Origin of the sequence: Citrobacter sp. RHBSTW-00524, assembly GCF_013747755.1 — a bacterium.
In the GTDB taxonomy this organism is placed as follows: Bacteria; Pseudomonadota; Gammaproteobacteria; order Enterobacterales; family Enterobacteriaceae; genus Citrobacter; species Citrobacter braakii.
In genome coordinates, this window is the sequence record NZ_CP056421.1 from 1,016,736 (window position 1) to 1,033,280 (window position 16,545).

Consider the following 16,545-nt stretch of genomic DNA (forward strand, 5'->3'; position numbering starts at 1 on the left):
TTCCTGAAATATTGCAACGACCTGCAACGCGACAAATATTCCTCGTAGCTCGCCGTAGAAACCGAATTTCCCGCTCGTTATTCATTTTCCTCACGCCATACTGGCAACATGAAAAAACAACACGGCTACACGCTTCTCGAAACCCTGATTGCGATGCTGATCGTCGCGGCACTTGGCGCCTCGGGGCTGTATGGTTGGCAGCGCTGGCAGCAGCAACAGCGGCTATGGCAAACCGCCATTCAGGTGCGAGATTACCTGCTGCAACTGCGTGAAGATGCTAACTGGCGTAACCGCGATCACGTCATCAGCGTGATTCGGGATGGCACATCCTGGTGTTTTGTCAGCTCTGCTGCTGTGCAAACCACGTGTCTACCCGTTTCGCCCTTGGTTTTTACACCGCCCTGGGACGATGTCGAAATGGCAGAGATAACGCCTTCACTGGCCTTTTTTGGTCTGCGCAATACGGCATGGGCTGGACATATTCGCCTGAAAAATACGACAGGGGAATGGCGCGTGGTGGTGTCAGGCTGGGGGCGAATCAGGCTTTGCGAGAAAGATGAGGCCAGGTTATGTCAGTAAATGAACGGGGCTTTTCACTCCTTGAGGTGCTGATTGCTATGGCGATTAGCAGCGTTTTATTGCTTAGCTCAGCGCGATTTTTACCCGCGCTGCAGCGAGAGATCCTGCGCAACACGCGACAGTTAGCGCTTGAAGATGAAATATGGCAGCGGGTATACACCGTGGCGAAGCATCTTCAGCGGGCAGGGTACTGCCGCGGAAACTGTGTCGGAGAAGGGCTGGAGATATCGGCTAAGGGCGACTGTGTCATTGCGCGCTGGGATGCCAATAGCAACGGCATTTGGGAGAGCAGTCCCGCGAAAGAGGCTGATACGATTGGATTTCGTTTACAGGACAAGGTACTGGAGACCCTGCGGGGAGTAACGGACTGCAATGGAAAAGGGTGGGAGAAAATGACCGATCCAGCCACGATACAGATTGAGGCATTTCAGGTCGAACGTCTGAATATCAGCGGATATTCCCCGCTCCTTACGCTGCGTTTGCGCGGAGTGAACAATGCCGAACCACAAAAGGTTATTGAAGCAGTCTACAGCGTGACAGGATTCAACCTGTGAACCGTGAGCGGGGCGTTTCATCTTTAGCGATGGTCTTGTTGCTATTGGTGCTCGGTAGCCTTCTGCTGCAAGGCGTTAGCAGGCAGGAGTCCCGTTTTGCTTCGCGAGTGGTCACGCAAAGTCAGGCTCTGCAGCGCCAGGCGGTGGTGCAATCCGCGATGGAATGGGGGCGTATGCAGCCCTGGCGCTTACAACTCGCCGTACAGTGTCGGCGTTATACCACGCAGGATGCCGCGGTTTGCCTGCGACTGCTTACTAATAATTTCGTGCTGCTAATAGTCCATTATGAAGGGGTATCGTTATGGCGGCAGGGGGCGATTATTGATGACAATATCGAATATTCGGTGCATGGCTGGAGCGATTTTTGTCCGCTAAAGGAGCAGGCGCTATGTCAGATCCCCTGAACAGACAGCGTGGCTTTAGCCTGCCGGAAGTGATGCTGGCAATGGTGCTGATGATCATGATTGTGACCGCGCTGTCAGGATACCAGCGGGCGCTGATGAACAGCTTTATCATCAGAAACCAGTATCAGCAACTCTGGCGTCACGCCTGGCAGCAAACCCAGCTGTATCAGTTTTCATCGCCTTTGAACTGGCAGGTTAACCGAATGCAGACAACGAGCGCGGGATGTGTCAGCATCAACGTTAAAATTTCTTCACCCTTGGGCAGGCAGGGTCAGATGACGCGTCTGCATTGCCCGAATCGTCAGTAGTCAGGAGTCGCTATGTTAAGGGTCTACCACTCCAATCGTCTGGATGTGCTGGAAGCGTTAATGGAATTTATCGTTGAGCGCGAGCGGCTGGACGACCCCTTTGAACCTGAGATGATCCTGGTTCAAAGTACCGGTATGGCGCAGTGGCTACAAATGACCCTTGCACAGAAGTTTAGTATTGCCGCCAACATCGATTTTCCGCTGCCCGCGAGTTTTATCTGGGATATGTTTGTGCGCGTGCTGCCGGATATCCCGAAAGAGAGCGCGTTCAGCAAACAGAGCATGAGCTGGAAGTTGATGACGCTGTTGCCGCAATTGCTGGATGGCGATGACTTCGCATTGCTGCGCCACTATCTGACGGACGACACCGATAAACGTAAACTGTTTCAGCTTTCCTCGCGCGCGGCTGACCTCTTTGACCAGTATTTAGTCTATCGCCCTGAGTGGTTGACCCAGTGGGAAGCCGGGCGACTGGTTGAGGGACTCGGCGAATCTCAGGCCTGGCAGGCGCCGTTGTGGAAAGCGCTGGTGGAACACACCGAGGAATTGGGCCAGCCGCGCTGGCATCGCGCCAATTTATACCAACGATTTATTCAGACTCTGGAAAGCGCGTCCGAGTGCCCGCAGGGACTGCCTTCTCGCGTCTTTATTTGCGGCATTTCAGCGCTGCCGCCGGTTTATTTGCAGGCATTGCAGGCGCTGGGCAAGCACATTGATATTCATCTGCTGTTTACCAACCCTTGTCGCTACTACTGGGGAGATATAAAAGATCCCGCCTGGCTGGCGAAGCTGATGGCGCGTCAGCGTCGGCACAGCTTTGAAGAACGCCATCTGCCGCTGTTTCGCGATAGTCAGAAAGCCGAAGGATTGTTTAACAGCGATGGTGAACAGGATGTGGGCAACCCGATGCTGGCCTCGTGGGGCAAACTGGGGCGCGATTACATTTATTTGCTTTCAGAACTGGAAAATAGTCAGGAACTGGATGCGTTTGTCGATATTACGCCTGACAATCTTTTGCATAATATTCAATCGGATATTCTGGAACTTGAAAGTCATGCCGTGGCGGGTGTTACGCTGGAAGAGTATTCGCGTAGCGATAATAAACGACGGCTTGAGCTGAACGACACCAGCGTGACTTTCCATGTTTGTCATAGCCCACAGCGCGAGGTAGAAATTCTTCATGACCGCCTGCTGGCAATGCTGGAAGCGGATCCCACGCTGACGCCGCGCGATATTATTGTGATGGTGGCGGATATCGACAGCTACAGCCCATTTATTCAGTCGGTCTTTGGCAGCGCGCCAGCTGAGCGTTACTTACCATATGCGATTTCCGACCGTCGGGCGCGCCAGTCTCATCCCGTCTTACAGGCCTTTATTAGCCTGCTGTCGCTGCCGGATAGCCGTTTTGTCTCAGAGGATGTGTTGGCATTACTGGATGTGCCCGTGCTGGCGGCGCGTTTCAATATCAATGAAGAAGGGCTGCGCTATCTTCGTTTATGGGTCAATGAATCCGGGATTCGCTGGGGAATTGACGACGATAACGTGCGTGAACTGGAACTTCCGCCTACAGGTCAGCATACCTGGCAATTTGGTTTAACGCGCATGCTGCTCGGCTACGCGATGGAAAGCGCGCAGGGCGAGTGGCAATCGGTATTGCCATACGATGAGTCCAACGGTTTGATTGCCGAGTTGGTAGGGCATCTGGCCTCGTTGCTGATGCAGCTCAATCTCTGGCGTAGAGGGTTAGCGCAGGAGCGCCCGCTGGAAGAGTGGCTGCCCGTTTGTCGGGACATGCTTAATGATTTCTTCCTGCCGGATGCAGATACCGAAGCGGCGATGACGCTGATTGAACAGCAGTGGCAGGCCATTATCACTGAAGGTCTGGGGGCTGAGTATGGTGATGCCATACCGCTTTCTCTATTGCGTGATGAGCTGGCCCAGCGTCTTGACCAGGAGCGCATTAGCCAGCGCTTCCTGGCGGGGCCAGTTAACATTTGTACGCTGATGCCGATGCGCTCTATTCCTTTCAAGGTGGTGTGCCTGCTGGGTATGAACGATGGTGTTTATCCGCGTCAGCTTGCGCCGTTGGGCTTTGATTTGATGAGTCAAAAACCGATGAGGGGCGATCGCAGCCGTCGCGATGATGACCGCTACCTGTTTCTTGAAGCATTGATTTCAGCACAGCAAACGCTCTACATCAGCTACATTGGCCGCTCCATTCAGGACAACAGCGAGCGCTTCCCGTCGGTACTGGTGCAGGAACTGATGGACTACATCGGGCAAAGCCACTATCTGCCGGGCGATGAATCATTGACCTGCGATCAAAGCGAAGCCCGGGTAAAAGCACACATTACCCGTTTGCATACCCGTATGCCCTTTGATGCACAAAACTATCTGCCGGGCGAACAGCAAAGCTATGCCCGGGAATGGCTGCCTGCGGCGAGCCTGTCAGGAAAAGCGCACACGGATTTTGTCCAGACGCTTCCCTTTGAGATGCCTGAAACGCTGACGCTGGAAACGCTGCAGCGATTTTGGGCTCATCCGGTAAGGGCTTTTTTCCAGATGCGGCTGAGGGTCAACTTCCGCTCTGAAGAAAGTGAGATCCCGGAAACGGAACCGTTCACTCTTGAAGGATTAACCCGCTATCAGCTTAATCAGCAATTGCTTAACACGCTGGTTGAAGAGAAGGATGCTGAACAACTGTTTCGCCGTTTTCGTGCGGCGGGCACGCTTCCCTATGGGCCATTTGGCGAAATTCTGTGGGATACGCAGCGTCAGGAGATGCAGTCGCTGGCTGAACGCATTATCGCCTGTCGTCAGCCCTGCCAGAGTATGGAAATCGATCTTAACTGTAACGGCGTGCAAATCACCGGTTGGCTGCCACAGGTGCAAGAGGACGGTTTGTTGCGCTGGCGCCCATCTTTGATAAGCATTGCGCAGGGTGTGCAACTTTGGCTGGAACATCTTGTCTATTGTGCCAGTGGCGGTACGGGAGAGAGCCGGTTGTTCCTGCGTAAAGACGGGGAATGGCGTTTTCCGCCACTGGATGCAGAGCAGGCGCTGCTGTACCTGTCGCAGCTCATTGACGGGTATCGGGAAGGCATGTCGTCACCATTGCTGGTATTGTCCGAAAGCGGCGGCGCCTGGATAAAAACCTGTTATGACGCCGTAAATGATGCCATGTTAGATGACGATGCAACGTTGCAAAAAGCGCGCAGTAAGTTTCTGCAGGCCTATGAAGGCAACATGATGGTACGGGGTGAAGGTGATGATATCTGGTATCAGCGTCTTTGGCGTCAGCTGGATGCGGCTACGCTGGAGACTATTGTTTTACAGTCTCAGCGCTACCTGTTACCGATTTTTCGCTTTAATCAGTCATGATGATTGTATAAAAATTGCGCAGCTCGATGGCTTCCACTATGATGCGCATTCTGTCACGGACTGATTCTTACAAAGAGAGGATGCTGGCTCGTTCAGCACATAGTCTTGCCCTGTTCAGACCACGTATTTATGCGTGCTTTGCTGTGAACAGGTGAATACGTTAATGATGAGGTTTGTGAATGCCCCGCAGCACCTGGTTCAGCGCATTACTGTTGTTCGTCGCCCTTTGGGTTCCCGTAAGTCAGGCAGATACCGGTTGGCAGCCTTTAGCTGAAACCATCCGTAAAAGCGATAAAGACACCCGCCAGTATCAGGCCGTGCGCCTTGATAACGGCATGGTCGTGTTGCTGGTATCCGATCCTCAGGCCGTGAAATCCCTTTCTGCACTGGTGGTTCCCGTGGGCTCGCTGGAAGATCCGGACGAGCATCAGGGGCTGGCGCATTATCTCGAACACATGTGTCTGATGGGCTCGAAAAAATACCCACAGCCGGACAGTCTGGCTGAATTCCTGAAAATGCACGGCGGCAGCCACAATGCCAGCACCGCGCCTTACCGTACGGCCTTCTATCTTGAAGTCGAAAACGACGCGTTGGTGGGGGCGGTGGATCGCCTGGCGGACGCTATTGCCGATCCGTTGCTGGATAAAAAATATGCCGATCGTGAGCGTAACGCGGTTAACTCCGAGTTGACGCTGGCGCGCACCCGAGACGGGATGCGTATGGCGCAGGTGAGTGCTGAGACCATCAACCCGGCGCACCCTGGCTCGCGTTTCTCCGGCGGAAATCTCGAGACATTAAGCGATAAACCGGGAAACCCGGTGGTGCAGGCATTACAAAAATTTCATGAAAAGTACTACTCCGCGAACCTGATGAAGGCGGTGATTTATAGCAATAAGCCCCTGCCAGAGCTGGCGCGGATAGCTGCTGACACCTTTGGACGCGTACCGAACAGAAATATCGCAAAGCCTGAAATTACCGTACCGGTAGTCACCGACGCGCAAAAGGGCGTCATCATCCACTATGTTCCGGCAATGCCGCGTAAAGTACTGCGCGTCGAGTTTCGTATCGATAACAACAGCGCGCAGTTCCGCAGTAAAACCGATGAGCTGGTGACCTATCTGATTGGTAATCGTAGCCCTGGCACGTTGTCTGACTGGCTGCAAAAGCAGGGACTGGTTGAAGGTATTCGTGCGGATTCCGATCCGGTGGTCAATGGGAACAGCGGCGTGTTAGCCATTTCCGCGACGTTAACCGACAAAGGGCTGGCGAACCGCGATGAAGTTGTTGCGGCAATTTTCAGTTATCTCAATCTGTTACGCGATAAAGGCGTCGATAAACGCTATTTTGACGAACTGGCGCACGTACTGGATCTCGATTTCCGTTATCCCTCCATCACCCGTGATATGGACTACGTGGAATGGCTGGCTGATACCATGATCCGCGTTCCTGTCGAACATACGCTGGATGCGGTGAATATTGCCGACCAGTACGATGTGAAAGCCGTTGAGCAACGCCTGGCAATGATGACGCCACAGAATGCGCGTATCTGGTATATCAGTGCGAAAGAACCGCATAATAAAACCGCTTATTTTGTCGATGCGCCTTACCAGGTGGATAAAATCAGCGACAAAACCTTTGCCGACTGGCAGCAAAAAGCGCAGGGCATTGCGCTGTCGTTACCGGAGTTGAACCCCTACATTCCGGATGATTTCACGCTGATTAAAACGGATAAAAAATACGCGCACCCGGAACTGATCGTTGATGAGCCGGATCTACGCGTGGTGTATGCGCCGAGCCAGTATTTTGCCAGTGAGCCGAAGGCTGACGTCAGCGTGATCCTGCGTAACCCGAAGGCCATGGACAGCGCTCGCAACCAGGTATTATTCGCACTTAACGATTACCTGGCGGGGATTGCGCTCGATCAGTTAAGCAACCAGGCGTCGGTAGGTGGAATTGGTTTCTCTACCAACGCTAACAATGGGTTGATGCTTAACGCCAACGGCTACACCCAACGTCTGCCGCAGCTTTTTCAGGCGCTGCTGAGCGGCTATTTCAGCTACACCTCAACGGATGAACAGCTGGAACAGGCGAAATCCTGGTATGCCCAGATGATGGATTCTGCAGAGAAGGGTAAAGCCTACGATCAGGCAATTATGCCAGTGCAAATGCTTTCTCAGGTGCCGTACTTCTCACGCGATGAGCGCCGTAAGCTACTGCCTTCCATCACCCTGAAAGAGGTGATGACGTACCGCGACGTCTTAAAAACCGGTGCGCGGCCTGAATTCCTGGTAATTGGTAATATGAGCGCCGCTCAGGCGACGACCATGGCGCGGGATATCCAACAACAGCTTGGCGCTAACGGGTCACAGTGGTGTCGCAATAAAGATGTGGTTGTGGACAAGAAGCAGTCCGTCATCTTTGAAAAAGCAGGCAGTAGCACGGACTCCGCGCTGGCGGCGGTATTTGTGCCAACCGGATACGATGAATACGCCAGTTCAGCCTACAGCGCCATGTTAGGGCAGATTGTTCAGCCGTGGTTCTACAATCAACTGCGTACTGAAGAGCAGTTAGGCTACGCTGTATTTGCTTTCCCGATGAGTATCGGCCGTCAGTGGGGAATGGGGTTCCTGCTGCAAAGCAATGATAAGCAGCCGTCTTATCTTTGGGAGCGTTATAAAGCGTTTTTCCCGACGGCGGAAGCGAAACTGCGGGCGATGAAACCTGAAGAGTTTGCGCAAATTCAGCAGGCGATTATTGCGCAAATGCTGCAGGCGCCGCAAACGCTGGGGGAAGAAGCCTCACAGTTAAGCAAAGATTTTGATCGCGGCAATATGCGCTTCGATTCACGTGATAAAATAGTGGCTCAGATTAAACTGCTGACGCCGCAAAAACTTGCCGACTTCTTCCATCAGGCGGTGGTTGAGCCGCAAGGCATGGCGATACTGTCACAGGTTTCCGGCAGTCAGAACGGGAAAGCAGAATATGTGCACCCGGAAGGCTGGAAAGTGTGGCAGACCGTCAGCGCGTTGCAGCAAACCTTACCCCTGATGAGTGATAAGAATGAATGATGCCGCTGAGTCCCTTGATCCACTGCGCTTGCCCCTGACGGGCGAGCGCCTGATTGAAGCCTCTGCGGGCACCGGTAAAACCTTTACCATCGCCGCCCTGTATTTACGTTTACTGCTTGGACTGGGCGGCTCTGCCGCCTTTCCTCGTCCTCTGACCGTTGAAGAACTGCTCGTGGTCACCTTCACCGAGGCAGCCACCGAAGAGTTGCGCGGACGAATTCGTAGCAACATTCATGAACTGCGAATTGCCTGCCTGCGTGAAAAGACCGACAACCCGCTATATGCCCGTTTGTTAGATGAAATCGCCGATAAAAAACAGGCCGCTCAGTGGCTGCTATTGGCTGAAAGACAGATGGATGAAGCGGCGGTGTTTACCATCCACGGCTTTTGTCAGCGTATGCTCAGTCTCAACGCCTTTGAATCAGGCATGCTGTTCGAACAGCAGCTGATAGAAGATGAATCGCTGCTGCGCTATCAGGCCTGTGCGGACTTTTGGCGTCGGCATTGCTATCCGCTACCCCGCGACATTGCGCAGGTGATTTTTGAAACGTGGAAAGGACCGCAGGCTCTGCTGAGAGACATCGATCGCTATCTGCAGGGGGAAGCGCCGGTCATCAAGGCTCCGCCGTCTGATGACGAAACGCTGGCTTCCCGGCACGAACAAATTCTCACGCGCATTAACCAGATCAAGCAGCAATGGCGTGATTCCGTTGATGAGCTGGATGGCCTGCTGGAAGCCTCCGGGATCGACCGGCGTAAATTTAATCGTGGTAACCAGGGCAAGTGGATCGAAAAGATCGGTGCATGGGCGCAAGAAGAAACCCAAAGTTATCAGCTTCCTGACGCGCTGGAGAAATTCTCTCAGCGTTTTCTGGAAGAACGCACCAAAGCGGGCGGAATAACCCCTCAGCACCCGCTGTTTGTCGCTATTGATGAACTGCTTAGCGAACCGTTAACTCTCCGCGATCTGGTGATCACCCGGGCGCTGGCGGAGATCCGTTCAGCGGTTGCCGAGGAGAAACGACGCCGCGGTGAGCTAGGCTTTGACGATATGCTCAGCCGTCTGGATGCAGCGTTGCGCAGTGAAAGCGGCGATGCGCTGGCGACGGCTATCCGTACCCGTTTTCCGGTCGCGATGATCGATGAATTTCAGGATACCGATCCGCAGCAGTACCGTATTTTTCGCCGGATCTGGCAGCATCAGCCGGATACCGCACTGCTGCTGATTGGCGACCCAAAACAGGCGATTTACGCGTTTCGCGGCGCGGATATCTTCACCTATATGAAGGCGCGCAGCGAGGTCAGCGCACACTATACGCTCGATACCAACTGGCGTTCGGCCCCCGGCATGGTCAATAGCGTAAATACGCTTTTCAGCCAGATGGATGACGCCTTTATGTTCCGCGAAATCCCCTTTAGCCCGGTAAAATTTGCAGAAAAAAACCAGTCGTTTCGGTTTGTTTTACACGGTGAGACACAGCCAGCCATGAGCATGTGGCTGATGGAAGGGGAAAGCTGCGGCGTAGGCGATTACCAGAACTACATGGCCCAGGTGTGCGCCACGCAAATTCGCGACTGGCTTAAGGCCGGGCAGTCTGGCGCTGCGCAACTGGTCAGTGGTAAAACATCCAGTCCGGTACGCGCGTCGGACATCAGCGTACTGGTTCGTAGCCGCCAGGAGGCGGCACTGGTCCGTGATGCGCTGACGCAGCTGGCAATTCCCTCCGTCTACCTTTCCAACCGTGACAGCGTATTTGAAACGCTGGAAGCGCGGGAGTTGCTGTGGGTGCTGCAGGCGGTGATGACGCCGGAGCGTGAGAACACGCTGCGTAGCGCGCTGGCGACCTCAATGATGGGGCTGAATGCGCAGGATCTTGAAGCGTTAAATAACGATGAAAATGCCTGGGATGCGGTGGTCGAAGAGTTTGATGGCTATCGTCAGATCTGGCATAAACGCGGCGTGATGCCGATGCTGCGCGCGCTGATGACAACCCGCCAGATTGCGGAAAACCTGCTGGCGACGGCGGGGGGCGAACGCCGCCTGACCGATATTTTACATATTAGCGAACTGTTGCAGGAAGCGGGCTCGCAGCTGGAAAGCGAGCATGCGCTGGTGCGCTGGCTGTCCCAGCATATTCTTGAACCCGACAGCAACGCGTCCAGTCAGCAGCTCAGGCTGGAAAGCGACAAGCATCTGGTCAAAATCGTCACTATCCATAAATCTAAAGGGCTGGAGTATCCGCTGGTCTGGCTGCCGTTTATCACGAATTTCCGCGTCCAGGATCAGGCTTTCTACCATGATCGCAGCTCTTTTGAAGCCGTGCTGGATCTCAGCGATGCCGAGGAGAGCGTTGAGCTGGCTGAAGCGGAGCGTTTGGCGGAAGACCTGCGTTTGCTCTATGTCGCGCTAACCCGTTCGGTATGGCACTGCAGCCTTGGCGTTGCGCCGTTGGTGCGACGTCGGGGCGATAAAAAAGGGGATACCGATGTGCATCACAGCGCCCTTGGTCGCCTGTTGCAAAAAGGTGAGCCGATGGATGCCGCGGGTCTGCGTAGTGCGATTGAAGCGTTGTGCAGTGATGATATTGCCTGCCAGACGCCTGCGCAGCCTGACGGTGAACGCTGGCAAGTTGCGCAGGCTGTTAGCTGCGAACTGAGTGCGAAAATACTGCAGCGTACGCCCGGCGATAGCTGGCGCGTGACCAGTTATTCCGGTCTGCAGCAGCGTGGGCATGGAATCGCGCAGGATCTGATCCCGCGACTGGATATTGATGCCGCAGGCGTTGGTGAGGTTATTGAAGAGTCAGGGCTTACTCCGCATCAGTTCCCGCGCGGCGCTTCGCCAGGTACATTCTTGCATAGCCTGTTTGAAGATCTCGACTTTACTCAACCGGTAGATCCGAGTTGGGTCGAGGAAAAACTGGCATTGGGCGGTTATGACGCGCACTGGACGCCGGTTTTGACCGAATGGCTGGATGCCATTTTGCAGGCGCCTCTCAACGAGACGGGCGTGAGTTTGAGCCATCTTTCCGCGCGTGAAAAACAGGTGGAGATGGAGTTTTACCTGCCGATTTCGCAGCCGCTGATGGCCAGCCAACTTGATGCGTTAATTCGCCAATACGATCCTCTCTCCGCGGGGTGCCCTGCGTTGGAATTTATGCAGGTACGCGGCATGCTGAAAGGATTTATTGACCTGGTTTTCCGCCACCAGGGGCGTTATTACCTTCTCGATTACAAATCGAACTGGCTTGGGGAAGACAGCTCAGCGTATACGCAGCAGGCGATGGCCTCTGCCATGCAGGCGCATCGCTACGACCTGCAGTATCAACTTTATACCCTGGCGCTGCATCGCTACTTGCGCCATCGCATTGCTGATTACGATTATGAACGCCATTTTGGCGGTGTTATCTATCTCTTCTTGCGTGGCATTGACAGTGAAAATCCGCAACAGGGAATTTACGCGACCCGACCAGACGGGGAGTTAATCGCCTTGATGGACGAGATGTTTGTCGGTGCGCCACTGGAGGAGATGTCATGACAATCCAGAAACGATTACTGGAAGCTGTGGAGCAAAAACAGCTCCGGCCTCTGGATGCCCAGTTTGCGCTGGCGGTTGCCGGAAATGATAACCCTGCCGTTGCGCTGGCGGCGGCGTTGCTCAGTCGTGAAGCAGGAGAAGGGCACGTCTGCTTACCACTTTCGCGGTTATCCCTGAGCGAGGACGCCCATCCCCTTTTAAGCGCCTGGCTCGCTGAAGTGGGGGAGCCAGAAGACTGGACGGAATGTCTGCTGGCCTCCGGGGCGGTAAGCCGTGGTGAGCAACCCACGCCGCTGGTGCTGCACGGCGATCGCTTGTATCTGAACCGGATGTGGCATAACGAACGGGCGGTGGCTCGCTTTTTCAGTGAAGTTAACCACGCCATTGAGGTGGATGAACAACGGCTGACCCACACGCTGGCGGCGTTGTTTCCACCAGCGGAAGGTGTTAACTGGCAAAAAGTGGCCGCTGCGGTGGCGTTGACCCGTCGTATATCGGTGATCTCCGGCGGGCCGGGGACCGGAAAAACGACAACAGTTGCGAGGCTTTTGGCGGCGTTGATTCAGATGGCGGAGGGGGAACGCTGCCGTATTCGCCTGGCGGCTCCTACTGGAAAGGCGGCAGCGCGCCTGACTGCCTCGCTGGGCGCAGCGCTACGAGAACTGCCGTTAACCGAAGAGCAAAAGAAACGCATTCCCGATGACGCCAGTACGTTGCATCGATTATTAGGCGCTCAGCCAGGCAGTCAGCGCCTGCGCCATCATGCGGGAAACCCGCTGCATCTGGATGTGCTGGTGGTGGATGAAGCCTCGATGATTGATTTGCCGATGATGTCGCGCCTTATCGATGCGTTGCCGCCGCACGGGCGGGTGATTTTTCTTGGCGATCGTGACCAGCTCGCTTCCGTCGAAGCGGGGGCGGTGCTGGGGGATATCTGTGCTTTCGTCGGTGACGGGTTTACCCCGGAACGCGCCCGCCAGCTCAGTCGTCTGACCGGAAGCGCTATTCCGGCAGGTCTGGGAACTCAGGCCGCCGCTTTGCGCGACAGTTTGTGTCTGCTGCAAAAGAGTTACCGTTTCGGTAGCGATTCCGGAATCGGTCAGTTGGCTGCTGCGATTAATCGTGGTGACAAAGCCGCGCTCAAAACGGTCTTCCAGCAGGGGTTTAGCGACATCGAAAAACGCACGCTACATAGCAGCGAAGATTACGCCGCGATGTTGGATGAGGCGCTGGCGGGTTATGGGCACTATCTGTATTTACTGCGCGAGGGCGCTGAGCCGGATGCCGTCATTCAGGCCTTCAATGAGTATCAGCTGTTGTGTGCCCTGCGTGAAGGCCCGTTTGGCGTGGGTGGTTTGAATGAACGCCTTGAGCAGGTGATGGCGCAAAAACGTAAAATTCATCGTTCGACGCATAGCCGCTGGTATGAGGGAAGGCCGGTGATGATCGCGCGCAATGACAGTTCGCTGGGATTATTTAACGGTGATATCGGCATTGCCCTCGATCGTGGACAGGGCCTGAGGGTGTGGTTTGCGCTGCCGGACGGTTCTATCAAATCAGTCCAGCCCAGTCGCTTACCTGAACATGAAACCACCTGGGCGATGACCGTGCACAAATCGCAGGGATCTGAGTTTGACCATGCGGCGTTGATTTTACCCAGCCAGCATTCACCCGTGGTTACCCGCGAGCTGGTCTATACCGCCGTCACCCGCGCGCGCCGGCGTCTGTCACTGTATGCCGATGAGCGGATATTAAGTAACGCCATTGCCACCCGCACCGAACGTCGCAGCGGATTGTCGGCGTTGTTTAATCAATAAAATTCGTTGCCGGATAAGGCATTTATACCGCATCCGGCAACGACCACTACCCCAAATCCGCCATCAGCACCTTTGACCGCCGCTGATAGTTGTACATCTCTTTCTTGCTTTCCGGCAGCAGGTCGATATCCACCGGCGTGAAACCACGTTCCTGGAACCAGTGAATGCTGCGCGTGGTCAGCACGAACAGTTTGCTCAGTCCCATTTGCCGGGCCTGCGCGGCGATCCGCTCCAGCAATACTTCCCCGCGCGATGAGCTACGGTAGTCCGGATGCACCGCCACGCACGCCATTTCGCCAATTCTCTCCTCCGGGAAAGGGTACAGAGCGGCGCAGGCGATGGTCAGGTTATCGCGCTGAATAATCGTGAATTTGTCGATCTCCATTTCCAGTTGTTCGCGGGAGCGACGTACCAGAATGCCTTGTTGCTCCAGCGGACGGATCAGCTCCAGAATCCCGCCGATATCGTTAATGGTAGCGCGGCGGATCTGCTCGGCGCTTTCCATTACGATCTGCGTACCGATCCCGTCACGGGAGAACAGTTCCTGCAGCAATGCGCCATCTTCCTGATAGCTGATCAGATGGCAGCGCCGTACCCCACTGCGACAGGCTTTCACTGCCCCGCGCAGGAAGCGCACTGTGCCGGAGCTGTAATCGCCTTTCTCTTCCTGCAGCTCAACGCGCGCCTGGGCTTCGTTAGGAAACAGCTCGGAAATAATATCGCCATCATCGTTGGTGACGCCCTGAGAGGAGCAAAAGCCGATCATTTTCTCTGCCTTCAGTTTGATAGCCAACTGCGTGGCTACCTCTTCTGAAGTCAGGTTAAAGCTCTCACCGGTGACGGAAACGGCGACCGGACCCATCAGCACAATCGCGCCACTGTCTAACTGGCGGTGAATGGCATCTTCATCAATACGACGAATACGTCCGCTATGGCAGTAATCCACGCCGTCATCAACGCCAAGCGGCTGGGAGATAATAAAATTACCGCTGACCACATTGATGTGCGCCCCCTGCAATGGCGTATTATTCAGGCTCATTGACAGGCGGGCGGTAATATCAAGCTGAAGTAACCCTGCCGCCTGTTTGACCAGCTCCAGGGTTTTAGCGTCGGTAACGCGCGTATTCTTGTGGTACACCGGTTCATGATGATGTGCCGCAAGATTGGCATCAATCTGCGGTCGTGCGCCATAGACCACGACAAGGCGGATGCCGAGACTATGAAGAAGGCCAATGTCATTGACGATACTGGAAAAGTTTTCATGCTCGATGGCTTCGCCGCCCAGCATAATGACAAACGTCTTTCCCCGATGGGTATTGATATAGGGAACAGAATGGCGGAATCCCTGTACCAGTTCGGTTCTACGCTCCTTCACCACGGCACACCCTCACTGCATGATTATTCGTAATTTGTGTATTTTTATTCTGTTTTGGCGCTGTGCGCAAGCGTAATTTTTACCCATGCCGAAGATTTTTCTCAGTAATGCCGTGAATATAAAAAGAATGTTTACCCTTTTATAGATGACAGATTATGCGTCATTCGCTAAAGTTTCCGGTCAATTCAGACGTTTTACGTATTACCTCAATAAAGATTTCTTTTTGCTCGGGAGAAGCATGTCGGGATCCAATTCAGCAATCAGTCGCCGCCGTTTACTGAAAGGTGCGGGTGCTATGTGGCTTTTGAGCGTCAGCCAGGTTGGTCTGGCTGCCATGAGTCAGGTCGTTGCCGTACGTGTCTGGCCAGCGTCCAGCTACACCCGCGTCACGGTAGAATCTAACCGTCTGCTGAAATACAAACAGTTTGCCCTGAGTAATCCTGAGCGTGTGGTTGTGGATATTGAAGGCGTTAATTTGAACTCGGTGCTCAAGGGCATGGGTGCGCAGATCCGTCCTGACGATCCGTATATTAAATCGGCGCGCGTCGGGCAGTTTGACCCACAGACCGTGCGGATGGTGTTCGAGCTGAAACAGAATGTGAAGCCGCAACTTTTTGCGCTGGCTCCGGTGGCAGGCTTTAAAGAACGTCTGGTGATGGATCTCTATCCTGCTAATGCCCAGGATGTTCAGGATCCGCTGCTGGCGTTGCTGGAAGAATACAACAAGGGCGATCTGGACAAACAGGTGCCGCCTGCGCAAAGTGGCCCGCAGCCGGGTAAAGCGGGGCGCGATCGTCCCATTGTCATTATGCTCGACCCAGGACATGGCGGAGAGGACTCCGGTGCGGTGGGGAAATACAAGACGCGTGAGAAAGATGTGGTGCTGCAGATTGCCCGACGCCTGCGAGCCCTCATAGAGAAAGAGGGCAACATGAAGGTCTTTATGACGCGAAATGAAGATATCTTCATTCCGCTTAAAGTCCGCGTGGCGAAAGCGCAGAAGCAGCGTGCAGACCTGTTTGTCTCTATTCACGCCGATGCATTTACCAGTCGACAGCCCAGAGGTTCGTCGGTATTTGCGCTCTCGACTAAAGGGGCGACCAGCACCGCCGCGAAATATCTGGCGCAAACTCAGAACGCCTCGGATTTGATTGGCGGCGTCAGCAAGAGCGGCGATCGCTACGTCGACCATACCATGTTCGACATGGTGCAATCGCTGACCATCGCCGACAGCCTGAAGTTTGGTAAAGCGGTATTGAATAAGCTCGGTAAAGTTAACAATCTGCATAAGAACCAGGTTGAACAAGCCGGGTTTGCGGTACTAAAAGCGCCGGATATTCCGTCTATTCTGGTGGAAACCGCATTTATCAGTAACGTTGAGGAAGAGCGCAAGCTCAAAACTGCGACCTTCCAGCAGGAAGTTGCAGAGTCGATTCTGGCGGGGATCAAAGCCTACTTTGCCGATGGCGCGACGCTGGCGAGAAGGGGATAACAAAAAAGCGCTGAAAAGCGCTTTTTTTA

General features: G+C 54.4%; 10 protein-coding genes. 9 read left to right on the forward strand and 1 reads right to left on the reverse strand.

The features are described from left to right. Positions 1 to 108 precede the first annotated feature (108 nt). The 8 genes from HV229_RS04970 (at position 109) to recD (ending at position 13,649) form a co-directional block, all read left to right on the forward strand. Positions 109 to 579: a prepilin peptidase-dependent protein gene (locus tag HV229_RS04970; protein WP_016157377.1), complete on the forward strand. Its 471-nt coding sequence runs from the start codon at positions 109 to 111 to the stop codon at positions 577 to 579. Continuing rightward, complete coding sequence (locus HV229_RS04975) at positions 570 to 1,133, forward strand: prepilin peptidase-dependent protein (protein WP_016154273.1); 564 nt, start codon at positions 570 to 572, stop codon at positions 1,131 to 1,133. The genes HV229_RS04970 and HV229_RS04975 overlap by 10 nt, the downstream gene beginning before the upstream one ends. Next, complete coding sequence (locus tag HV229_RS04980; protein ID WP_016154272.1) at positions 1,130 to 1,537, forward strand: DUF2509 family protein; 408 nt, start codon at positions 1,130 to 1,132, stop codon at positions 1,535 to 1,537. The genes HV229_RS04975 and HV229_RS04980 overlap by 4 nt, the downstream gene beginning before the upstream one ends. Continuing rightward, entirely contained in the window at positions 1,522 to 1,845 is a 324-nt protein-coding gene (locus tag HV229_RS04985; protein WP_047359086.1) for a prepilin-type N-terminal cleavage/methylation domain-containing protein, read from the forward strand. The genes HV229_RS04980 and HV229_RS04985 overlap by 16 nt, the downstream gene beginning before the upstream one ends. Positions 1,846 to 1,857: 12 nt before the next feature. Next, a complete protein-coding gene (gene recC / locus HV229_RS04990) occupies positions 1,858 to 5,226 on the forward strand; it encodes an exodeoxyribonuclease V subunit gamma (RefSeq protein ID WP_094760842.1) in 3,369 nt (1,122 codons plus the stop codon). Between the two features lie 179 nt (positions 5,227 to 5,405). Then, positions 5,406 to 8,294: a pitrilysin gene (gene ptrA, locus HV229_RS04995; RefSeq protein ID WP_181546997.1), complete on the forward strand. Its 2,889-nt coding sequence runs from the start codon at positions 5,406 to 5,408 to the stop codon at positions 8,292 to 8,294. After that, on the forward strand, positions 8,287 to 11,832 hold the full coding sequence (gene recB, locus HV229_RS05000) for an exodeoxyribonuclease V subunit beta (RefSeq protein ID WP_181546999.1): 3,546 nt from the start codon (positions 8,287 to 8,289) through the stop codon (positions 11,830 to 11,832). The genes ptrA and recB overlap by 8 nt, the downstream gene beginning before the upstream one ends. Next, positions 11,829 to 13,649: an exodeoxyribonuclease V subunit alpha gene (recD, locus tag HV229_RS05005; RefSeq protein ID WP_181547001.1), complete on the forward strand. Its 1,821-nt coding sequence runs from the start codon at positions 11,829 to 11,831 to the stop codon at positions 13,647 to 13,649. The genes recB and recD overlap by 4 nt, the downstream gene beginning before the upstream one ends. Positions 13,650 to 13,695: 46 nt before the next feature. Here recD and argA read toward each other — a convergent pair whose 3' ends face one another. After that, positions 13,696 to 15,027, reverse strand: coding sequence for an amino-acid N-acetyltransferase (gene argA, locus HV229_RS05010; RefSeq protein WP_008785703.1), 1,332 nt, complete (start codon positions 15,025 to 15,027; stop codon positions 13,696 to 13,698). A gap of 235 nt (positions 15,028 to 15,262) precedes the next feature. Here argA and amiC point away from each other — a divergent pair, with 235 nt between their 5' ends. Next, positions 15,263 to 16,516, forward strand: a complete 1,254-nt coding sequence (amiC, locus tag HV229_RS05015) for an N-acetylmuramoyl-L-alanine amidase AmiC (protein WP_016154266.1) — start codon at positions 15,263 to 15,265, stop codon at positions 16,514 to 16,516. Positions 16,517 to 16,545: the final 29 nt, after the last annotated feature.